General features: G+C 57.1%; 19 protein-coding genes. 8 read left to right on the top strand and 11 right to left on the bottom strand.

Translation table 11 applies throughout. From position 1 onward, the window contains the following. Positions 1–16: 16 nt before the first annotated feature. A complete protein-coding gene (gene copD / locus A1WC_RS09560; protein WP_012541262.1) occupies positions 17–886 on the bottom strand; it encodes a copper homeostasis membrane protein CopD in 870 nt (289 codons plus the stop codon). A gap of 3 nt (positions 887–889) precedes the next feature. Continuing rightward, on the bottom strand, positions 890–1,264 hold the full coding sequence (gene yobA, locus A1WC_RS09555; protein WP_016161388.1) for a CopC domain-containing protein YobA: 375 nt from the start codon (positions 1,262–1,264) through the stop codon (positions 890–892). A gap of 113 nt (positions 1,265–1,377) precedes the next feature. Here yobA and A1WC_RS09550 point away from each other — a divergent pair, with 113 nt between their 5' ends. Both A1WC_RS09550 and exoX read left to right on the top strand, forming a co-directional pair. Next, positions 1,378–1,608, top strand: coding sequence for a DNA polymerase III subunit theta (locus A1WC_RS09550; protein WP_012541260.1), 231 nt, complete (start codon positions 1,378–1,380; stop codon positions 1,606–1,608). A 78-nt stretch (positions 1,609–1,686) separates the two neighbouring features. Further along, positions 1,687–2,346 carry an exodeoxyribonuclease X gene (gene exoX, locus A1WC_RS09545; protein ID WP_012541259.1) on the top strand — a complete coding sequence of 220 codons (660 nt, stop codon included), beginning with the start codon at positions 1,687–1,689 and terminating at the stop codon, positions 2,344–2,346. 3 nt (positions 2,347–2,349) lie between these two features. Here the strand turns inward: exoX and ptrB are convergent, their stop codons facing one another. The 3 genes from ptrB to A1WC_RS09530 all read right to left on the bottom strand — a co-directional run bounded on the left by ptrB (position 2,350) and on the right by A1WC_RS09530 (position 5,682). After that, positions 2,350–4,410: an oligopeptidase B gene (ptrB, locus tag A1WC_RS09540; protein ID WP_032691213.1), complete on the bottom strand. Its 2,061-nt coding sequence runs from the start codon at positions 4,408–4,410 to the stop codon at positions 2,350–2,352. 120 nt (positions 4,411–4,530) lie between these two features. Further along, positions 4,531–5,193 carry a tellurite resistance TerB family protein gene (locus A1WC_RS09535; protein ID WP_012541257.1) on the bottom strand — a complete coding sequence of 221 codons (663 nt, stop codon included), beginning with the start codon at positions 5,191–5,193 and terminating at the stop codon, positions 4,531–4,533. Positions 5,194–5,334: 141 nt separating this feature from the next. Beyond that, a complete protein-coding gene (locus A1WC_RS09530) occupies positions 5,335–5,682 on the bottom strand; it encodes a YebG family protein (protein WP_012967680.1) in 348 nt (115 codons plus the stop codon). 135 nt (positions 5,683–5,817) lie between these two features. Here A1WC_RS09530 and purT point away from each other — a divergent pair, with 135 nt between their 5' ends. Beyond that, a complete protein-coding gene (gene purT, locus A1WC_RS09525; protein ID WP_012541255.1) occupies positions 5,818–6,996 on the top strand; it encodes a formate-dependent phosphoribosylglycinamide formyltransferase in 1,179 nt (392 codons plus the stop codon). Positions 6,997–7,053: 57 nt separating this feature from the next. Here the strand turns inward: purT and A1WC_RS09520 are convergent, their stop codons facing one another. The 4 genes from A1WC_RS09520 to A1WC_RS26445 all read right to left on the bottom strand — a co-directional run bounded on the left by A1WC_RS09520 (position 7,054) and on the right by A1WC_RS26445 (position 11,403). Further along, on the bottom strand, positions 7,054–7,695 hold the full coding sequence (locus tag A1WC_RS09520; RefSeq protein WP_002911423.1) for a bifunctional 4-hydroxy-2-oxoglutarate aldolase/2-dehydro-3-deoxy-phosphogluconate aldolase: 642 nt from the start codon (positions 7,693–7,695) through the stop codon (positions 7,054–7,056). A gap of 38 nt (positions 7,696–7,733) precedes the next feature. Next, the gene (gene edd / locus A1WC_RS09515; RefSeq protein WP_008804261.1) at positions 7,734–9,545 is read right to left on the bottom strand and encodes a phosphogluconate dehydratase; all 1,812 of its coding nucleotides are present in this window, start codon (positions 9,543–9,545) and stop codon (positions 7,734–7,736) included. A 222-nt stretch (positions 9,546–9,767) separates the two neighbouring features. Then, positions 9,768–11,243 (bottom strand): glucose-6-phosphate dehydrogenase, encoded by a 1,476-nt coding sequence (zwf, locus tag A1WC_RS09510; RefSeq protein ID WP_008804260.1) that lies wholly within the window; start codon positions 11,241–11,243, stop codon positions 9,768–9,770. A gap of 10 nt (positions 11,244–11,253) precedes the next feature. Further along, a complete protein-coding gene (locus tag A1WC_RS26445; RefSeq protein WP_071599424.1) occupies positions 11,254–11,403 on the bottom strand; it encodes a formate--tetrahydrofolate ligase in 150 nt (49 codons plus the stop codon). Between the two features lie 159 nt (positions 11,404–11,562). Here A1WC_RS26445 and A1WC_RS09505 point away from each other — a divergent pair, with 159 nt between their 5' ends. Both A1WC_RS09505 and pyk read left to right on the top strand, forming a co-directional pair. Further along, positions 11,563–12,468 carry a MurR/RpiR family transcriptional regulator gene (locus tag A1WC_RS09505; protein ID WP_162493240.1) on the top strand — a complete coding sequence of 302 codons (906 nt, stop codon included), beginning with the start codon at positions 11,563–11,565 and terminating at the stop codon, positions 12,466–12,468. Positions 12,469–12,593: 125 nt separating this feature from the next. Beyond that, positions 12,594–14,036 (top strand): pyruvate kinase, encoded by a 1,443-nt coding sequence (pyk, locus tag A1WC_RS09500; RefSeq protein WP_002911440.1) that lies wholly within the window; start codon positions 12,594–12,596, stop codon positions 14,034–14,036. Between the two features lie 61 nt (positions 14,037–14,097). Here pyk and A1WC_RS09495 read toward each other — a convergent pair whose 3' ends face one another. Beyond that, positions 14,098–15,432: a 2-hydroxycarboxylate transporter family protein gene (locus A1WC_RS09495; protein ID WP_012967679.1), complete on the bottom strand. Its 1,335-nt coding sequence runs from the start codon at positions 15,430–15,432 to the stop codon at positions 14,098–14,100. Between the two features lie 419 nt (positions 15,433–15,851). Here A1WC_RS09495 and A1WC_RS09490 point away from each other — a divergent pair, with 419 nt between their 5' ends. The 3 genes from A1WC_RS09490 (at position 15,852) to dcuR (ending at position 19,328) form a co-directional block, all read left to right on the top strand. Then, on the top strand, positions 15,852–16,799 hold the full coding sequence (locus tag A1WC_RS09490) for an AEC family transporter (RefSeq protein WP_012541253.1): 948 nt from the start codon (positions 15,852–15,854) through the stop codon (positions 16,797–16,799). 62 nt (positions 16,800–16,861) lie between these two features. Further along, positions 16,862–18,547, top strand: a complete 1,686-nt coding sequence (locus tag A1WC_RS09485) for an NAD-dependent malic enzyme (protein ID WP_016161391.1) — start codon at positions 16,862–16,864, stop codon at positions 18,545–18,547. 64 nt (positions 18,548–18,611) lie between these two features. After that, complete coding sequence (gene dcuR, locus A1WC_RS09480; RefSeq protein ID WP_016161392.1) at positions 18,612–19,328, top strand: two-component system response regulator DcuR; 717 nt, start codon at positions 18,612–18,614, stop codon at positions 19,326–19,328. 30 nt (positions 19,329–19,358) lie between these two features. Here dcuR and lpxM read toward each other — a convergent pair whose 3' ends face one another. Then, positions 19,359–20,330 (bottom strand): lauroyl-Kdo(2)-lipid IV(A) myristoyltransferase, encoded by a 972-nt coding sequence (gene lpxM / locus A1WC_RS09475; protein WP_008804253.1) that lies wholly within the window; start codon positions 20,328–20,330, stop codon positions 19,359–19,361. Between the last annotated feature and the right edge of the window lie 54 nt (positions 20,331–20,384).

Raw genomic sequence — 20,384 nt, forward strand, 5'->3', positions numbered from 1 at the left:
GATTTTGCCAGTTAATTCAATAAGGTTCCCAGGTGGCAAACAGACTGACGGCCAGCAGCGCCAACGCGCCCAGCCCTATCTCAGCCTGCGTGGTTCGCAGGATCAGGCTTTCCGCCCGCGAACCGCTTGCCGACATGCGTGGTACCAGAACATACCTGTTCACTAAGGCAATTACCACCATCCCGGCGACCAGCGCACATTTGATCAACAGCATGCGTCCCCAGGGCGAGGTTCCGATCACCGCCCCCTGGATCAACAGCGCATTGACCACGCCGCTGGCAAGGGTGCCGGCCACCGCCAGATGTCCATAACGCGAAAAGCGCGCCATGGTATAGACCGCAGCCTGACGCCAGCGCCCCTGCGCCAGACGCAGGCAGTAGATGAAGGGCAACAGGCCGCCGAACCAGCTGGCGACGCAGAAGAGGTGGACGGCATGATTAGTCCGCTGCAGGGCGCCGAGTAAGCCATCGTGCATAGCAGCATGCCCAACCCCGGCGGAAAGCAGCAGCTGGGCCGCCAGCAGGGCCATCAGTTGCCTGGCGCCGTGATGGGGGCGGATCCACACCACGGCGAGAGCAGTCAACGCCAGCAGGATCTGCCAGATCCACACCCCGCCGAAGCGGGTACCCGCTACCGCCTGCCAAACGGCGGGCTGCCAGACATCCGCCCAGCCGTCGCCCATTATCCCCCCCTGCAGCAGATACAGCGCCACGGTTGAGAGCGCGCCAATCAACATCAGGGGGCGTAATAGCGGATAAAAGCGGTGCATCAGCACGCGCCTCAGCGGTACCGGCGCCCACCAGGCGCCATACAGCACGCAGCCAAAAGCCAACATCAGGGTGATAAAGTGCCCAAAACGCAGCGTGATATAGAGCCCGGTCAACATCGATCACTTCACGCTAAAAGTGTATTGCCCTTTGGTTTTATGGCCGTCAACCGAGACCACATGCCATGCTACGGTGTACTCCCCCGGAGGCAACGTTTCCGCCAGGGGTAAGGTGACCTGAGCGGGGTTGTCAGCGCTGCGGGTCAGTTTACCGGCGGCTACCGCGTGCTGCTGCGGACCGGTGACGGTCACGCCGCTGAAGGCCGGTTCGATCCCTTCTGAGAAACTGAGCGTCAGCGTCTGAGGGGGCGCGGTCAGTTGGGCACCCGCGGCGGGGATCTGCTGTTGCAGGTGAGCATGGGCGAAGGCGCCTGCCGCGGTTAACATACCGGCAAACGCAACGGAGAGGCGCAACGCGCGTCCAGCGAGGAGTCGCATATTCGTCATTCCCTTTTGTTATGTCTGTAGGACAGAGAATAACCCTGTATAATGGCAGAGTCGAGCTAAGCGTCAGCGCCTCGACCGGGTTTACCAGCACACTGGAGTTAATAATGGAAAGAAATCTGGCCAAAATTTCGCAAGCTGAGATGGATAAGGTCAACGTCGATCTCGCCGCCGCCGGCGTCGCCTTTAAGGAGCGATACAACATGCCGGTGGTCGCTGATTTGGTCGAGCGTGAGCAGCCCGCCCATCTGCGCGACTGGTTCCGCGAACGACTGATCGCCCATCGGCTGGCCTCTGTCTCGCTTTCCCGACTGCCCTGGGAGCCGAAGCAGAAATAATGCGCGCCCGCCTGCTCCCCATCGGTTGGCAAGACCACCCAATTCCTTTACGCTTGTTGTTTTGCTCTGGAGCGAGCCATGCTGCGCGTCATTGATACCGAAACCTGCGGCCTGCAGGGGGGCATCGTCGAAATCGCCTCGGTCGATATTGTCGACGGGCGAATCACTAACCCGATGAGCCATCTGGTGCGTCCTGATCGGCCCATCACGCCGCAGGCGATGGCTATCCACCGTATAACGGAAGAGATGGTCGCCGATAAGCCGTGGATTGAAGAGATTATTCCGTATTATCTTGGCAGCCCCTGGTATGTCGCGCACAACGCCAGCTTTGACCGCCGGGTGTTACCGGAGATGAGCGGCGAGTGGATTTGTACCATGAAGCTGGCCCGCCGCCTGTGGCCGGGGATCAAATACAGCAATATGGGGTTATATAAATCACGTAAGCTGAATGTGGCGACCCCGCCGGGGCTGCATCACCACCGCGCGCTGTATGACTGCTATATCACCGCCGCGCTGCTGCTGGATATCATCAACGTTTCCGGCTGGACGCCTGACGAAATGGCCGATATCACCGGCCGCCCGGCGCTGCTCACCACCTTTACCTTCGGCAAATACCGGGGTAAAGCGGTGGCCGAAATTGCTGAAAACGACCCCGGCTACCTGCGCTGGTTATTCAACAATCTCGACCGGATGAGCCCCGAACTGCGTCTGACCCTCAAACACTACCTCGGGGAATAATCGTCACACAGCCGCTTTTCCCGGCAGTGTCCCCTGCGCCAGGGCAATGAAAAAGGCATACTCCAGGGCCACCCCTTCATAGCTTTTAAAGCGCCCGGATTTGCCGCCATGGCCGGAATCCATATCGGTACAGAGCAGCAGCAGGTTATCGTCGGTTTTCAGTTCCCGCAGTTTGGCCACCCATTTCGCCGGCTCCCAGTATTGCACCTGGGAATCGTGCAGTCCGGTGGTGACCAGCATATGCGGATAAGCCTGCGCCCGGACGCCGTCGTAGGGGCTGTAGCTTTTCATGTAGTGGTAATAGGTTTCATCCTGTGGATTCCCCCACTCTTCAAATTCCCCGGTGGTCAGTGGAATAGATTCGTCCAGCATGGTGGTCACCACATCGACGAACGGCACCTGGGCTATCACGCCATGAAACAGCTCAGGACGTTCGTTAACGGCCACGCCCATCAGCATCCCGCCGGCGCTGCCCCCCATGCCATAGCAGAGCTGCGGATCGCCGTACCCCTGGGCCAGCAGCGCGTCACAGACGTCCAGATAGTCGTTGAAGGTATTTTTCTTACGCAGAAATTTGCCGTCCTCATACCACTGCTGCCCCAGCTCGCCCCCGCCGCGGACATGGGCGATGGCGTAGACAAAGCCGCGGTTGAGCAGGCTCAGCCGGCTGGCGCTGAAATCGGCATCGATACTCTCGCCATACGAGCCGTAGCCATAGACCAGCAGCGGATTGCTCCCTTTGCGGAAATGGTCGCGATGGTAGACCAGCGATACCGGAACCTCGACGCCATCGCGGGCGGTCACCCACAGGTGTTCGCTCTGGTAGCAGCTCGTGTCCAACCCCTTCACCTCCTGCTGCTTGATAACCCGCCGCTCGCCGGTATCCATGTCCAGTTCAAACAGGGTGTCTGGCGTAGTCATGGAGGAATACCCGTAGCGCAGGCGCGACGTTTCAGGTTCCGGATTATAGGCAAGCCAGGTGACATAGGCCGGATCGTCAAAGGCGATCCCTACCACCTCCCGGGTCTTGCGGTTAATTTGCCGCAGGCTGGTCAGGCCGCGCTGGCGCTCCTCGACGACCAGCCAGTCAGTAAACAGGGTAAATCCTTCGAGCATCACGTCGTGACGCGGCGGGATCAGCGTGGTCCACTGATCTTCATCGCGCAGCACAGTACGGTAGAGGCCAAAATTCTTCCCCTCCCGGTTGGATCGCAGATAGAACGCGTGCTGATAGTGATCGAGGCTGTATTCGTGATCTTTCCGCCGCGGCAGGAAGCAGACCGGCTCGGCGTCAGGGAGTTCGGCGTTGAGCAGTAATGCTTCACTGGTGGTGGCGCTGGAGAGATAAATCACCACGAACTGCTGGGAAGTGGTCTTATGTACGCTGACGTAGAAGGTCTCATCTTTTTCTTCATAGACCAGCACATCACTCTGCGCCGCGGTACCCACCGTGTGGCGCCAGACCTGATAAGGCAGCAGTGTGGTGGGATGTTTACGCACGTACCACACAAAGCGGGAATCATTGCTCCAGGCAAACCCGGAGGTAACATTTTCCAGGATCTCCGGGTACCATTCACCGCTGCTAAGGTTGCAGAAGCGCAGGCCATACTGGCGGCGGGAAAGATAATCCTCCGCCACCGCCATCAATTGGTTATTCGGCGCGACGCCCAGTCCGCCAAGGGTGTAGAACTCACTCTTCGCCGCCCGCTGGTTGCCGTCGAGCAGGATCTCCCACTCGTCCCACTCCTCTTTGAGCACCGACTGGCGCTGATAGATGGCGTATTCACAGCCCGGCTCGTAAACCTGACGGTAGCGAAAACCATTTTTACTGTAAGGGGCGGAGACTTCCCGTTGCGGAATGCGGTCGATAATTTCTTTCAGCAGACGTTCCTGCAGGCTGAGCTGCGAATCCATCACCCGCTTGCCATAGGCGTTCTCCGCGTGCAGGTACTCCAGCACGTCAGGTCGCGCGCGCTCATCGTCGCGCAGCCAGTAATAGTTATCGATGCGTGTATCGCCATGCAAGGTCATGGCGTGAGGGATCCGTTTGGCTTTAGGTGGCATGTTGTTCTTCTGCTGCTTTATCGTGACACAAGAGCATTCAGGTCACACGGCGGCGCCTGAATGATGACGTGTCTATAAGGGTGGCAAAAGACGCGGGCGATGCAAGCGAAACGTGATAATTTAGACGCTTAGCGCTTGTTTTTGTGACTGGATATCCTGTTCTATATCGGCCCGGACATCCTTTGGCAGTGACAAAGCGTCTCCCAGCGCGTTCAGATAACTGCGTTCCATAAAGTGGTCGATATCAATGACCGCGCAGCTGACGTAGTAGATCTCCAGTGCCTCCTGCGGATCAACGATGCCCTCCGCCAGACGCTGAGGATCCAGCGGTTGGGCCAGCGCCTGGTCGATCAGCACCCGGGCCTGAACGTCGATATTGGCCGCCCGCAGCTGGGCTTCAATATTAGCCCGTTCGTGGTCATCTATATGACCATCGCTCCTGGCGGCAAAAACCAGCGCGGTGATCAGTCGCACGCTGCGCGGATCAACGTCCGCCGGCACGGCAGCCGGCGTGTTCGCCCCGGGGACAGGCGCGTTTTGAGCGCGCATCTTCTGCTGATACTTGTTCCATAACACCGTACCCGCCACCGCCCCACCGCCAGCCAGCAGCGCGCTGGTGCCGTACTTCGCCAGCAGTTTGCGTGAGGATTTACTGGCCACCAGCAACCCGGCCAGCCCGCCAATCGCGCCGGGCAGCAGTGCGCTCCCTTTTGACGACTCGCCTGTCGATGACGCGCCCTGCTGCCCGAGCAGCGACTGCAGTTGATTAAGCCAGTTAGCCATGGTTTTCCTCTCAGGTGATAAAACACTGCTATCAGCCTAAACGACGCGATGTCAGGAAATGTTAGATCTGGCTAAAGATGCGCAAAGGTGGGCGCGGCAGACAAATCCCTGCCCAGCCAGGCCATAGCTGGCTGCCGCCAGTCAGGCCACTTTCGCCTTACGCGCTTTGGTCGCTGGCGCCGCGGCGTCTTCCGCTGGAGAAGCCTCTTCTGCCGCCGACGGCGCGGGTGAGTCGTGCGCGGACGCATCCTGCTCCGGCAATCGGCCGACGCGCAGGATATGCTGCAGCGCCTCTTTTCGCTCTGCCAGCCACATCGCCATGGTGTCACGCTGGGCGTCATCCATCTCCAGCGGCGATGCCACCAGCCAGTCATTCAGCACCTCTGCCAGATCGAGCATTTTGTCGTAAGCGTCGGCCTCTTTTTTGCTGGCAAAAGACATTTTTTCCTCACCTTCGCGGATCACAACATATTTAATTTCAACCGCCATGCTGCAGCCTCTCAATACTGTATTTTTATACAGTATAACAAATTTCCTCTCCGGACTCAACTCACGCGCGTAAAGACAGACGCAAACGTTTTCGTTTATAATCGGCAGCATCTTTTTTTACTGCGGAAGAGAGTTATGACTGTATTAGGCACCGCGCTGCGCCCGGCAGCCACCAAAGTAATGCTGTTAGGTTCCGGCGAGCTGGGCAAAGAAGTCGCTATTGAATGTCAGCGTCTGGGCATTGAAACTATCGCCGTCGACCGCTACCCCGATGCCCCGGCGATGCAGGTCGCCCACCGCGCCCATGTCATCAATATGCTGCACGGCGAGAGCCTGCGCGCTCTGATTGAACAGGAAAAACCCGATTACATCGTGCCGGAGATCGAAGCTATTGCTACCGATACCCTGGTTGAACTGGAACAGGCCGGGCAGAAAGTAGTCCCCACGGCGCGGGCGGCTAAGCTCACCATGAACCGCGAAGGCATTCGCCGCCTGGCGGCAGAAGAGCTGCAGCTCCCCACCTCCAGCTATCGCTTTGCCGACAGCGAAGAAGGCTTCCGCGCGGCGGTCACCGACATCGGTTTGCCGTGCATCGTCAAACCAGTGATGAGCTCCTCCGGCAAAGGTCAGAGCTTTATCCGCTCGGCTGACCAGCTCAGCGAAGCCTGGCGCTATGCGCAGCAGGGCGGCCGCGCCGGCGCCGGGCGGGTGATCGTCGAGGGGGTGGTGAATTTCGATTTCGAAATCACCCTGCTCACCGTCAGCGCCGTCGACGGCGTGCATTTCTGCGCCCCGGTTGGCCATCGCCAGGAAGACGGCGATTACCGTGAGTCCTGGCAACCGCAGCAGATGAGCGACCTGGCCCTCGAACGTGCCCAGGCCATCGCCCGCAAGGTAGTGCTGGCGCTGGGGGGTCATGGCCTGTTTGGCGTGGAACTGTTCGTATGCGGCGACGAGGTGATCTTCAGCGAAGTTTCCCCGCGCCCACACGACACCGGCATGGTAACGCTGATCTCGCAGGATCTCTCGGAATTCGCCCTGCACGTTCGTGCCTTTCTTGGACTGCCCGTCGGCGCTATCCGCCAGTATGGTCCGGCCGCTTCCGCAGTGATCCTTCCGCAGCTGACCAGTCAGAACGTCAGCTTTGGCCAGCTGCAATCGGCCGTCGGGGCTGGCCTGCAGCTGCGACTGTTCGGCAAGCCCGAGATTGACGGTACCCGCCGCCTGGGGGTGACCCTCGCCGTTGCCGATTCGGTTGAAGAGGCCGTAGCGCGGGCTAAAACCGCCGCCGCGGCGGTCATCGTCGAAGGATAGAGACAAAAAAACCCGGTCGCGTTGCCGCTGACCGGGTTGTCGACCCTGAGGCGCGGTTTACTTCGCGCCTTCCACCGCTTCACGCGCCAGGGTGGTGATGCGATCGTAGTCGCCGGCCTCCAGCGCGTCGGCTGGCACCAGCCAGGAACCGCCGATGCACAGCACGCTATTCAGCGCCAGGTAGTCACGGTAGTTGGCCGGAGAAATACCGCCGGTCGGGCAGAAACGAATGTGGCCGAACGGACCAGCAATCGCCTGCAGGGCTTTCACGCCGCCGTTGGCTTCCGCCGGGAAGAATTTAAACTCTTTCAGACCATACTGCATACCCAGCATCAGCTCAGACACCGTGCTGATCCCCGGGATCAGCGGAATGGTGCCGTCTTCGGTCGCCGCTTTCAGCAGGGATTCGGTCAGTCCCGGGCTGATAGCGAACTGCGCGCCAGCTTCCGTTACCGCTTTCAGTTGCTCGACGTTGGTGACCGTGCCCGCGCCGACAATCGCGTCCGGCACTTCTTTAGCAATCGCGCGGATCGCTTCCAGGGCGCACTCGGTGCGCAGGGTGACTTCCAGCACGCGCACGCCGCCCGCGACCAGCGCTTTCGCCATCGGTACCGCATGCTCCAGCTTTTTCACCACGATAACCGGGACAACCGGACCGGAGGTGAGGATTGCTTCTGCTGTTGTTTTCCAGTTTTTCATCAGGATTTTCTCTCGCCAGATCTAGAAATAAAATCGTCTTAAAAAGTGATGCAGGTTGCGCCCTGCTCCGCGCCAGAGAGCTTCTCACGCAGCGCCCCAAACATCTCCCGACCGGTTCCCACGCGCGACGCGCTGAGGTCAGGGATATGCGGCTGACGCGCCGCCAGTTCGGCATCGTCCACCAGCAGCGTCAGTTCTCCCGTCTGTCCGTTCACGCGAATCACATCGCCATCGCGCACTTTCGCCAGCAAACCACCGTCATACGCTTCAGGCGTGACATGGATAGCTGACGGGACTTTACCGGAGGCGCCAGAGAGTCGGCCATCGGTCACCAGCGCTATTTTGAAACGGCGGTCCAATAATACACCAAGTGGCGGCATAAGTTTATGTAATTCTGGCATCCCGTTCGCTTTTGGCCCCTGATGACGGACCACCACCACACAATCTTTATCCAGCAGGCCCGCTTCAAAGGCCGGCAATACGTCGTGTTGGCTCTCGAACACCACCGCCGGCGCTTCGATCACCTGATTCTCCACCGGGACCGCCGAGGTTTTCATTACCGCGCGCCCCAGGTTGCCGCTCAGCACCTTGGTGCCGCCGTGACGGGAGAACGGTTTCTCGAAGGTCGCGATGACCTGATCGTCAAGCGGCGCTGTCGCCCCTTCACGCCAGTCCAGCTCGCCGTTGTTGAGCCACGGCTCCAGGGTATAACGCGACAGACCAAAGCCAGCGACGGTGTGAACATCCTCATGCAGCAGGCCGCCTTTCAGCAGCTCGCGCACCAGTACCGGAACGCCGCCCGCCGCCTGGAAGTGGTTGATATCCGCCGGGCCGTTGGGATAGAGGCGCGCCAGCAGCGGCACCACGTCTGACAGGTCGGAGAAATCGTCCCAGTTAATGATGATCCCCGCCGCGCGGGCCATCGCCACCAGGTGCATGGTATGGTTGGTAGAGCCACCGGTCGCCAGCAGCGCCACGATGCCGTTGACCACCACTTTTTCATCGAACATTTTCCCCAGCGGCATCCACTCGTTGCCATTGCCGGTCATGCGGGTGACCTGGCGTGCGGCAGCGGCGGTCAGCGCGTCCCGCAGCGGGGCATCCGGATGGACGAAGGACGAGCCTGGCAGTTGCATGCCCATAAACTCAACCACCATCTGGTTGGTGTTCGCCGTCCCGTAGAAAGTACAGGTGCCCGGCGCGTGATACGAGGCAGCTTCAGACTCCAGCAGCGCCATACGATCCACTTTACCTTCCGCGTACAGCTGGCGAATGCGGACCTTCTCTTTATTAGCCAGGCCGCTGGCCATTGGACCGGACGGAATAAAGACCGACGGCAGATGGCCGAAAGAGAGTGCCGCCATGGTCAGGCCAGGAACAATTTTATCGCACACCCCGAGGTACAGCGCGCCGTCGAACATGTTATGCGACAGACCGATAGCGGCGGACATGGCGATCACTTCGCGGCTCAGCAATGAGAGCTCCATACCATCCTGCCCCTGGGTTACGCCGTCGCACATTGCCGGCACGCCGCCGGCCACCTGGCCGACCGCATTGGCGCTATGCAGCGCTTTACGGATGATGTCCGGATAGTGTTCGTAGGGCTGGTGAGCGGACAACATATCGTTGTAGGAGGTAATGATGGCGATATTGTTGCGCAACATGCTTTTCAGAGAGGCTTTGTCGTCAGCCTGACAGGCCGCGAAACCGTGAGCCAGATTGCCGCAGGCCAGTTGCGCACGATGCACGGTGTCGGTTTTGGCCTGGTTAATCCTTGCGAGGTAAGCCGCGCGGGTGTCACGCGACCGTTCGATAATGCGATTTGTTACCCGTAACATTGTCGAATTCATAAAGGCTCCTCAAATTTGTATCTGTCCGGCCGCTGCGTGATGACGTATTTTTGTGCTAAAGGCCACCAACACCAGCGCTCAGGGGCAAAATGTCTGAAAGCAGTGTAATAAAAAAAGCCCCGTGGGTGAATCCTCACGGGGCTTAAAAGATTAAAAAGCGTGCGACTTTCTGCGTCAGATCATGTTACCGGTAAAATAACCCTGACGGATTAGGCTGCGAGCTTACTCGAACTCGTTCCATGAGCGGCCGTCACGGGTGATCATCGCCACCGACGCAACCGGTCCCCAGGTCCCTGCCTGATACGGTTTCGGCGCATCGCGGTCGGCAGCCCAGGCTTCGGTGATGGAATCCACCCATTTCCACGCCTCTTCCACTTCATCACGGCGGACGAACAGCGCCTGGATACCGCGCATGGTCTCCAGCAGCAGACGCTCATAAGCATCGGCCAGGTGCGTCTGGTTGAAGGTCTCGGAGTAGCTCAGATCCAGCTTGGTGATCTGCAGATTATGCTTATGGTCGAGGCCCGGCACTTTGTTCAGCACCTGGATATCCACCCCTTCGTCCGGCTGCAGACGAATGGTCAGCTTGTTCTGCGGCAGCTCCTGCCAGGTCTCTTTAAACAGGTTCAGCTCCGGAGTTTTGAAGTAAACCACGACCTCAGAGCATTTGGTCGGTAGACGTTTGCCGGTGCGCAGATAGAACGGTACGCCGGCCCAGCGCCAGTTATCGATATCGACGCGGATAGCCACGAAGGTTTCGGTGTTACTGGTTTTGTTGGCGCCCTCTTCTTCCAGGTAGCCCGGCACTTTTTTGCCCTGGGCAAAGCCGGCGGTGTACTGGCCGCGAACGGTTTTCTCACGCACGTTGGAGCGATCAATGCGGCGCAGGGATTTCAGGACCTTGACCTTTTCATCACGGATGCTGTCGGCGCTGAGATCGGACGGCGGTGACATGGCAATCATGCAGAGGATCTGCAGCAGGTGGTTCTGGATCATGTCGCGCATCTGCCCGGCCTGGTCGAAGTAACCCCAGCGCCCTTCAATACCCACCTCTTCCGCGACGGTGATTTCGACATGGTCGATAGTGCGGCAGTCCCAGTTATTGACGAACAGAGAGTTGGCAAAGCGCAGCGCCAGCAGGTTGAGGACCGTCTCTTTACCGAGGTAGTGGTCGATACGGTAGACCTGGCACTCTTCAAAAAACTCGCCGACCTGGTCGTTGATTTCACGCGAGGTTTCCAGCGAGGTACCCAGCGGTTTTTCCATCACCACGCGCGCAGGCTTGGCATTGAGCTTCGCTTCGCCCAGACCTTTGCAGATCGCGCCAAAGGTGCTCGGCGGCATGGCGAAATAGTTGATGGTGACACGGTTCTGTTGATCCAGCATCTCACCCAGACGCGTGAAGCCGCTGGTGTCATTGACGTCAAGATTACAGAACTCCAGGCGTCCGCTCAGGGAATCCCACAAACCCTCATCAATTTTTTCCTTCATGAAGGTTTCCAGCGCTTCGCGCACGACTTTGGTGTAAGCCGCTTTATCCCAATCGGCACGGCCGACGCCAATGATGCGGGTGTCGGCGTGGATCTGGCCCGCTTTTTCAAGCTGATACAGGGAAGGCAACAATTTACGTCGCGCCAGGTCGCCCTTCGCGCCGAAAATGACCAGGTCGCATGCCTGGGCCGTTTGCGTTACCGCCATGTCATTCTCCTCAGTTGATAGTCTGGTGCTTCTGCCAGGCTATATTTGTAATTTTCTTACACTGCACTGTACTGTGTTTACGTATTTCCCGAAAGCCTTCCCCTTCGTTTGCGGCGGTAAAACCCCACAGGGTGAAAACATTCGGCGATGATTTGGGCATCTGGCTGATATTGTTCGTTGCTTGTACCTGTTTCAGGTCAGTAAAATACGACTCTGATCATGTAATGAAAAAAAACAACATTATTTCACGTCATTCCTCACCGCTTGCGCTTGCGGAGGGGTATATTCTTGCTAAAACGCCCGATGATTTCACCCATTAATGAAATCGTTTCCATTGATGAGCGCCCTGTTACTAATGAACATGCTGGAAAAAATCCAGTCCCGACTGGAACACCTTAGCAAATCTGAACGCAAAGTGGCGGAAGTGATCCTCGCCACCCCCGCGCAGGCCATTCATTCGAGCATCGCCGCCCTCGCCCTTGAGGCCGGGGTGAGCGAACCGACCGTCAATCGCTTCTGCCGCAGTCTCGAAACCCGCGGGTTTCCTGATTTTAAACTGCACCTTGCCCAGAGCCTCGCGCACGGCACGCTCTATGTTAACCGGAATGTTGATGAAGACGACAGCGTTGAGTCATACACGGGAAAAATATTCGAATCGGCCATGGCGAGTTTAGATCAGGTCCACCATTCTCTCGACATGTCGGCGGTGAATCGCGCGGTGGATCTGCTGACTCAGGCCAAAAAAATCGCCTTTTTCGGCCTCGGTTCCTCGGCGGCGGTCGCCCATGATGCGATGAACAAATTTTTCCGCTTTAACGTGCCGGTCATCTATTCCGACGACATTGTCCTGCAACGCATGAGCTGTATGAATTGCGATGACGATGATGTGGTGGTGATTATCTCACATACCGGAAGAACCAAGAGCCTTGTGGAGCTGGCGCAGCTGGCCCGTGAAAACGATGCCATGGTGATCGCCCTCACCTCCGCCGGTACCCCCCTGGCCCGGGAAGCCACGCTCGCCATCACCCTCGATGTGCCGGAAGATACCGACATCTATATGCCGATGGTCTCCCGTCTCGCCCAGCTGACCGTCATCGACGTATTGGCGACGGGGTTTACGCTGCGTCGAGGGGCAAAATTCAGAGATAACTTGAAGAGGGTCAAGGAAGCGCTGAAGGAATCGCGTTTTGATAAAGAACCGTTCGTACCCAGTGATAATCAATAAAAGTTGATAACAAGCAGTACCCCATTACACCTTCGATAACGATCCGGCTGTGCGACGTTGCAGGCTGGCGCTACCGAATCCATGTTCACGCAACACCAAAGTTGTATCAGTCAACGGAGTATTACATGTCCAGAAGGCTTCGCAGAACCAAAATCGTTACTACCTTAGGCCCGGCAACTGACCGCGATAACAACCTGGAAAAAGTTATCGCCGCGGGCGCAAACGTAGTGCGTATGAACTTCTCTCACGGCACCCCGGAAGATCATCAGCTCCGTGCCGACAAAGTGCGTGAGATTGCGGCAAAACTGGGCCGTCACGTGGCCATCCTCGGCGACCTCCAGGGACCAAAAATTCGCGTATCGACCTTCAAAGAAGGCAAAATTTTCCTCAACGTCGGCGATAAATTCCTGCTCGACGCTAACCTTGGTAAAGGTGAAGGCGACAAAGAGAAAGTCGGGATCGACTACAAAGGCCTGCCGGCGGATGTCGTGCCGGGCGATATCCTGCTGCTCGACGATGGTCGCGTGCAGCTGAAAGTCCTCGAAGTTCAGGGAATGAAAGTGTTTACTGAAGTGACCGTCGGCGGTCCGTTGTCTAACAACAAAGGGATCAACAAGCTGGGCGGCGGTCTGTCTGCCGAAGCGCTGACCGACAAGGACAAGGCTGATATCGTCACCGCCGCCAAAATCGGCGTCGACTACCTGGCGGTCTCTTTCCCGCGCTGCGGCGAAGACCTGAACTACGCCCGTCGCCTGGCGCGCGATGCCGGCTGCGATGCGAAAATCGTCGCCAAAGTTGAGCGTGCGGAAGCGGTCTGCGATCAGGATGCGATGGACGACGTGATCCTCGCCTCCGATGTGGTCATGGTTGCGCGCGGCGACCTCGGCGTCGAAATCGGCGATCCAGAGCTGGTGGGTATCCAGAAAGCGCTGATTCGTCGTGCCCGTCAGCTGAACCGTTCCGTCATTACCGCCACCCAGATGATGGAGTCGATGATCACCAACCCGATGCCGACTCGTGCTGAAGTCATGGACGTGGCCAACGCCGTGCTGGATGGTACCGATGCGGTGATGCTCTCTGCGGAAACCGCTGCCGGTCAGTACCCGTCGGAAACCGTGGCCGCGATGGCGCGCGTGTGTCTGGGCGCCGAAAAAATCCCCAGCCTCAACGTCTCCAAACACCGTCTGGACGTCCAGTTTGACAACGTAGAAGAAGCGATTGCTATGTCGGCGATGTATGCCGCCAACCACCTGAAAGGCATCACGGCCATCATCACCATGACCGAATCGGGCCGCACCGCGCTGATGACCTCGCGCATCAGCTCCGGTCTGCCGATTTTCGCCCTTTCCCGCCACGAGCGCACCCTGAACCTGACCGCACTCTACCGAGGGGTGACCCCGGTGTTCTTCGACAGCCAGAATGACGGGGTAGCCGCTGCGCACGATGCCGTCAATCTGCTGCGGGACAAAGGCTACCTGGTCTCTGGTGACCTTGTGGTCGTTACCCAGGGTGACGTGATGAGCACCATCGGCAGCACCAACACCACCCGTATCCTCACCGTCGAGTAAGCCTCGGTGTCGACCTGCCAGCGATGCGCTGGCAGGTTTTTTTTGCCCACTATCTGGCAGATTACACCACCCAGCTCAACAACAGCGTCGCGGCGATCACCGTCGACGCCCCGCCGATCCGCGTCGCAATCTGGGCAAACGGCATCAACCCCATCCTGTTTGACGCCGAGAGGATGGCCACATCTCCGGTTCCTCCAAGGCCGCTATGGCAGCTGGTCACGATAGCGGCTTCCACCGGATACATATTCAGGCGAGTAGCGATAAAGAAACCGCTCAGCGCCATGGCAATAACGATGGAGCCGCAAACCACGACGTAGCCAATGGAGAAGACCGAGACCACGCTCTCCAGCGGCACATACAGCATGCCCAGGCCGATCATCAGCGGCCACACCAGCGCGGCGGAGACAAACTTGTAGCAGCTATGCGCCCCCAGCTCCATCGCCGCCGGGATAACGTTGGTATATTTGCAGAAGACGGCCGCCAGAATCATCAGCACCGGCCCGGGAATATGCACTACCTTCTCCAGCAGACCACCGACGATGAAAAATGCACAAATCATCAGCAACCCGGCGCCCATCAGCTGAAAATCGGTGGGTTGGGTACTCTGATGTTGCGCAAAGACGCTATTATCGTCATGGCTGCGGATCAGCATCCCATTGCCGGAGAGCGCCGGACGACGTGCGCCCATGCGCGCCAGAAAACCAGCGCATATAATGGCGAAAATATTCCCAACCACCGCGGCCGGCGCCAGCTGGGCAACATAGACATCAGGTGTTTGCCCGAGAATGGCCGAATAAGCCAGCGACAAAGGCAGGATCCCTTCGCCGATGCCGCCGCCGATAATCGGCACGATGATAAAAAAGAAGGTGTGGTAAATACTGTAGCCAAATAAGCTGCCCACCAGCAGGCCGGTTAATATTGCCGCCCCGGTCCCGGCCACCAGCGGGACAAACATACGCACCATCCCCTGGATCAGAATAGTGCGGTTCATTCCCAGAATACTCCCGACAACCAGACAGGCGATGACGAAATAGAGGAGATTGGCCTCTTTCATCAGCAAGTGCACAGTATCGAGCGTATGAGCTTCAAACACGCCAAAGTAGACCAATACTGAGGGCATCATCAGACACAATATGGCCGGCCCGCCAATGTCTTTTAGTACTGGCACCATGCGGCCAATCTTAGCCAGCGCGAATCCCAGGGTCATAATGACCGCCAGTCCGCCAATCATATTTTTCGGCAGCAGGCCCGCGCTCGCAGAGAGCGCGACGATCGCAGCGATACCAATAAAGAGCGTTAACGGTACGGCACCAACGTCGATATTGGATAAAAGTCGTGTCGATTGGCCGTTCGGTTGCGTTTTATCTATCGGGTGGTTGAGTGAATTATTTTCCATATTTTTACCTGAATGATAAGGAGGTAGCGTAGGGTAGTAACGCAATATTAAAATTTGCGTAGCAACATAAATGAAATAGCACTAAACACCGGCTCACCAAAATACACTCAAAACGGTAGCACAGGCGTTTAAAACAAAAAATGACAAACGGATTTCTTCTGTTGGCTTTGTGACTAAACTATAAAATTGATTTTAAGTAATTTAATTTATCGTCATAAAGCTAAAGTTTTCATCAATGGTGAAATTTAAATGCCTTAGATACAACCCCATGATTTAACCCTGTTTTCTTTATTTGTAAGTAAAGTATCCGAGACGAAATTATTTAAAGGCAGGCGACTGTGATGACTATCACCTTTTAAATATTACGGGATCGCTAGATTGGCGACACAACAACCCGATAAAATATGTCAGGACATCTTATGCCTTCACTACTCTTACAATCTCTTTTCCCATTGGTATTTATCATGCTGCTGGGATGGCTTAGCGGTAAACTAGGCTATACCCGGCGCGAGGATGCCTCCGTTCTGGCCACGGTGGTGATCCGCTTTGCGCTTCCGTTCCATCTTTTTATCGGCGCGTTAAATACCCATCCCGATAAAATTAAAAACTTCACCTTTATGGCGGTGTTAGTCATTGGCCTGATGGGGTCCTATTTTCTCACGCTGCTGATCTCACGCTATGTTTTCCGTCATGATATTAAAACCAGCGCGATTCAGTCGCTGGTTTGCGCCTTCCCCGATATGGCCTACTTTGGCGCGCCCGTGCTGGCGGTACTGATAGGTCCGGAGGGTTTTCTCGGCGTGCTTATCGGAAACCTGGTGACCAGCGTATTGATGATCCCCCTGACTATTATCCTGATTCGCATGGGAGACAAGCACCGGAGCGCGGATGAACCCCAGCTTCACGCCGGGCAGCTGATCCTGCAAAACCTACTGAAGGCCGTGAGAAACCCCATCGTCTGGATCCCAATTTCCGGCGTATTGCTCAGCCTGGCGGGAGTCCAGCTGCCACCTATGCTCAGTATGCCTATTGAAATGGTGGGTAAAATCGCCGGCGGTCTGTCACTGTTCGCCCTGGGACTGCTGTTTTACGGCGAACGCCCGACGGTCAATATTCAAACCTGTACCAATATCAGTATCAAAAATCTGATCCAACCGGCAATGATGGCCCTCGCCGGACTGGCCTTTGGGCTCAGTCATACCTTAATGCAACAGGTTATTATCATCGGCGCGACGCCTTCCGCCATCGCGGCAGGGATGTTTGCGCTGCGCAGCGATACCTATATTGAGCCGGCCTCATCCTCTATTTTGCTGGGTACCGCCATCGGCGTCGTCACCGAAGGCATCATGATTTATCTCATTTCGTAATCACGGAAATAAAACACCAAGACATCAGGCAATGTTTTAATTTGATATTCAGGAGTCATCCAATGTTAGCCACAGAAACCTTATACACTCCCTATAACGGTGCCGTCCTGCTGGAAAATCCGTTATTAAATAAAGGCCTTGCTTTTACCGAAAGTGAACGCAAGGCATTTAATCTTCAGGGACTGTTACCCCATAATGTTGAAACCATTGAAGAACAAACCGAGCGCGCATGGGGCCAGTTTTGCCAGTTCAAAAAGAGTATTTCGCGCCATATCTATCTCAGGAATATTCAGGATACTAACGAGACATTATTCTATAACCTGCTGCGTAGTCATATGAAAGAAACGCTGCCGGTGATCTATACCCCGACGGTGGGTGAAGCGTGTGAACATTTCTCAGAAATATATCGCCGGGGACGCGGTTTGTTTATTTCCTGGCCCAACCGTCACCAGATTGACGAAATGCTGCAGGGATTTTCCCGCAATGATATCAAAGTCATTGTCGTGACCGATGGCGAGCGCATTCTGGGGCTGGGCGACCAGGGGATTGGTGGCATGGGGATCCCCATTGGCAAACTCTCGTTATATACCGCCTGCGGGGGCATTCACCCGGCATCCACGCTGCCTATCATGCTAGATGTCGGCACCAACAACCCGCAGCATCTGGAGGATCCGCTGTATATGGGCTGGCGCCATCCGCGCATCAGCGACGAGCAGTACCTGGAGTTTATGGACATGTTTGTCCATGCCATTCAGCAACGTTGGCCGAATGTATTACTTCAGTTTGAAGACTTTGCCCAAAAGAATGCCACGCGACTGCTCAACCGCTATCGTCACCAGCTGTGCTGTTTTAACGATGATATCCAGGGCACCGCCGCCGTGACCTCAGGGACGCTGATCGCCGCCGCGGCCGCGGCCGGGACGCCGATCCGCGACCAGCGGGTAGTTTTCCTTGGCGGCGGTTCGGCCGGATGCGGCATTGCGGAAAAAATCATTGCGCTGATGGTGGATGATGGGCTTTCGCAGGAGGAAGCACGCCGCCGTATCTTTATGGTTGACCGCTTTGGCCTGCTGACGGATGAGATGCCCAATCTGCTCGATTTTCAGCGCGACCTCGTCACGCCGCGAGCCAGTATTGCCCACTGGGATACCGAGTCCGCCCAACTGTCGCTGATGGATGTCGTACGCAACGTCCACCCTACCGTACTGATTGGCGTGTCTGGCCAGCCGGGGTTATTTAGCGAAGAGATAGTGAAGGAGATGCATCGGCACTGCCCGCGTCCGATTATTATGCCGCTCTCTAACCCCACCTCCCGGGCCGAAGCCCAGCCGAAGGATTTGCTGGAGTGGACCCGGGGAAGCGCGCTGATCGCCACCGGCAGCCCGTTCGAACCCGTCTTCTACGACGGCAAAACCTACGATATCGCTCAGTGCAACAACGCCTATATTTTTCCCGGTCTGGGGCTGGGGATCCTCGCCAGTAAAGCGCAGCGCGTCACGGAAGCGATGCTGATCACCTGCAGTAAAACCCTGGCAGCCCACTCGCCTTTGGCGAGCCGTGAAACCGGTGCTTTACTGCCGCCGGTTGAAGAGATCGAAATGATTTCCCGGGCTATTGCCGCAGAGGTCGCTCGCGCCGCGCAGCGGGACGGCGTTGCGCCGCAGATTGACGAGGCACAGCTGGCGGCGAATATCGATAAAACCTTCTGGCGAGCGCGCTACACCGCCTATAAACGATCGTCATTCTGATCGTCATTCCTCAACTCATCTTGCGGGAAGCCGGCTGGCTTCCCGCCACACCGGGGAACCACGCATGTTCAATGTGCTGATCGTCGATGATGATCCCATGGTAGCCGACCTGAACCGGCTGTTTATCAGCCGGGTAGCTGATTTTCACTGCTGCGGGGTGGCGGCGACGATCGGCGACGCCAAAGCGATGCTAAGCCATCTGGCGCAGGTCGATCTACTGCTGCTGGATGTCTATATGCAACAGGAGAATGGCCTGGACCTGCTGCCGGCGCTTCGCGCAGATGGGCGGAATATTGACGTCATCATGATGACGTCTGCCGCCGATACGCTCACGCTACAAACGGCGCTGCACTATGGCGTGGTGGATTACCTGATTAAACCGTTTCAGTTTTCGCGCTTTGAGGAGGCCCTGCAGGCATGGCGCAAAAAGCGTGAGGTGACGCAGGCGAAATCCTGTTATGCCCAAGCGGATATCGACACCCTGCTGCGCCGCGGGATCCCGCAACAGGAAAGCGCCCGCCGCCTGCCGAAAGGGCTGACGCCGCAAACCCTTCGCCTAGTGTGCCAGTGGATTGATGACCATCAGGCGCGCGATTTTTCGACAAACGAGCTGGCGGCGGCGCTGCAGATATCCAGGGTGTCATGCCGTAAATACCTGATTTGGCTGGAGCAGATAAACGTGCTCTTCACGACCAATCACTACGGTATCACTGGCCGCCCGGAGTATCGCTACCGGCTTGTCGTCGAGAACCTGATGTTACTGACGCAATATAGCCAGTGAGCCAGGAACGCCCACTGGCTCTCTTTTAGACTACTTCTTTGGGAACAACTCTTTGCGTTTGTAGGGCTCGATTTCACCCGGCTTGCGCGTTTTCAGCAGCTTCAGGATCCAGGTGTACTGCTCGGTGTGCGGCTTAACAAACACTTCCACTTCTTCGTTCATCCGCCGGGCGATCGTCGTATCGTCTGCGTCCAGCAGGTCGTCCATCGGCGGGCGGACCAGCACCGTCAGGCGATGCGTTTGGCCATCATAGACCGGAAACAGCGGTACGACGCGGGCGCGGCATACCTTCATTAAACGGCCAATCGCGGGCAGCGTCGCCTTGTAGGTGGCAAAGAAATCCACAAATTCACTGTGCTCAGCGCCGTGATCCTGATCGGGCAGATAGTAACCCCAGTAGCCCTGGCGCACCGACTGAATAAACGGTTTGATCCCGTCGTTGCGCGCGTGCATACGCCCGCCAAAACGACGGCGCACGGTATTCCACACGTAATCAAAGACCGGGTTACCCTGGTTGTGGAACATCGCCGCCATCTTCTGCCCACCGGAGGCCATCAGCATCGCCGGGATATCCACGCCCCAGGCATGCGGAACGAGGAAAATCACTTTCTCGTTATTACGCTGCATCTCGTCGATGATCTCTTTCCCCTGCCAGTCGACGCGGGCAAGGATTTTCTGCGGATCGCGCAGGCCCAGCTCGGCCATCATCACCATCGCCTGCGGCGCCGAGGCATACATGGCGTCGATGATCGCTTCCCGTTCGTGCTCGCTTTTTTCCGGAAAACAGTAGAGCAAATTAATCTGCGCCCGGCGCCGCGAGCTTTTCGCCAAACGCCCTACGAAGCGGCCGAGTTTTCCGAGGATCGGATCGCGAAAGGAAGGCGGCGTCAGCGCGATGCCTGCGAAGGCAAAGACGCCCAGCCACGCGCCCCAGTAGCGCGGCAGTAAAAAGGATTTCTCAAACTTAGGGATAAACTCAATATTATTTTTTTTCGTTTCCATGCCCAATCCGCAGGTCGACTGCTTAATCAAGATAATGGGATAGTGTAGCGAGAC

Source organism: Klebsiella sp. KTE92, from assembly GCF_000398905.1.
In the GTDB taxonomy this organism is placed as follows: domain Bacteria; phylum Pseudomonadota; class Gammaproteobacteria; order Enterobacterales; family Enterobacteriaceae; genus Klebsiella; species Klebsiella variicola.

Bases quoted from the DNA above. Each gene is read 5' to 3' on its own strand.
- zwf (WP_008804260.1), bottom strand. From the start codon at position 11,243: ATGGCGGTAACGCAAACGGCCCAGGCATGCGACCTGGTCATTTTCGGC.
- A1WC_RS26445 (WP_071599424.1), bottom strand. From the start codon at position 11,403: ATGCCCAAATCATCGCCGAATGTTTTCACCCTGTGGGGTTTTACCGCC.
- A1WC_RS09485 (WP_016161391.1), top strand. From the start codon at position 16,862: ATGTTAGCCACAGAAACCTTATACACTCCCTATAACGGTGCCGTCCTG.
- A1WC_RS09530 (WP_012967680.1), bottom strand. From the start codon at position 5,682: ATGGCGGTTGAAATTAAATATGTTGTGATCCGCGAAGGTGAGGAAAAA.
- pyk (WP_002911440.1), top strand. From the start codon at position 12,594: ATGTCCAGAAGGCTTCGCAGAACCAAAATCGTTACTACCTTAGGCCCG.
- edd (WP_008804261.1), bottom strand. From the start codon at position 9,545: ATGAATTCGACAATGTTACGGGTAACAAATCGCATTATCGAACGGTCG.
- A1WC_RS09490 (WP_012541253.1), top strand. From the start codon at position 15,852: ATGCCTTCACTACTCTTACAATCTCTTTTCCCATTGGTATTTATCATG.
- A1WC_RS09550 (WP_012541260.1), top strand. From the start codon at position 1,378: ATGGAAAGAAATCTGGCCAAAATTTCGCAAGCTGAGATGGATAAGGTC.
- A1WC_RS09495 (WP_012967679.1), bottom strand. From the start codon at position 15,432: ATGGAAAATAATTCACTCAACCACCCGATAGATAAAACGCAACCGAAC.
- A1WC_RS09535 (WP_012541257.1), bottom strand. From the start codon at position 5,193: ATGGCTAACTGGCTTAATCAACTGCAGTCGCTGCTCGGGCAGCAGGGC.
- exoX (WP_012541259.1), top strand. From the start codon at position 1,687: ATGCTGCGCGTCATTGATACCGAAACCTGCGGCCTGCAGGGGGGCATC.
- A1WC_RS09520 (WP_002911423.1), bottom strand. From the start codon at position 7,695: ATGAAAAACTGGAAAACAACAGCAGAAGCAATCCTCACCTCCGGTCCG.
- A1WC_RS09505 (WP_162493240.1), top strand. From the start codon at position 11,563: ATGAAATCGTTTCCATTGATGAGCGCCCTGTTACTAATGAACATGCTG.
- copD (WP_012541262.1), bottom strand. From the start codon at position 886: ATGTTGACCGGGCTCTATATCACGCTGCGTTTTGGGCACTTTATCACC.
- yobA (WP_016161388.1), bottom strand. From the start codon at position 1,264: ATGCGACTCCTCGCTGGACGCGCGTTGCGCCTCTCCGTTGCGTTTGCC.
- ptrB (WP_032691213.1), bottom strand. From the start codon at position 4,410: ATGCCACCTAAAGCCAAACGGATCCCTCACGCCATGACCTTGCATGGC.
- dcuR (WP_016161392.1), top strand. From the start codon at position 18,612: ATGTTCAATGTGCTGATCGTCGATGATGATCCCATGGTAGCCGACCTG.
- lpxM (WP_008804253.1), bottom strand. From the start codon at position 20,330: ATGGAAACGAAAAAAAATAATATTGAGTTTATCCCTAAGTTTGAGAAA.
- purT (WP_012541255.1), top strand. From the start codon at position 5,818: ATGACTGTATTAGGCACCGCGCTGCGCCCGGCAGCCACCAAAGTAATG.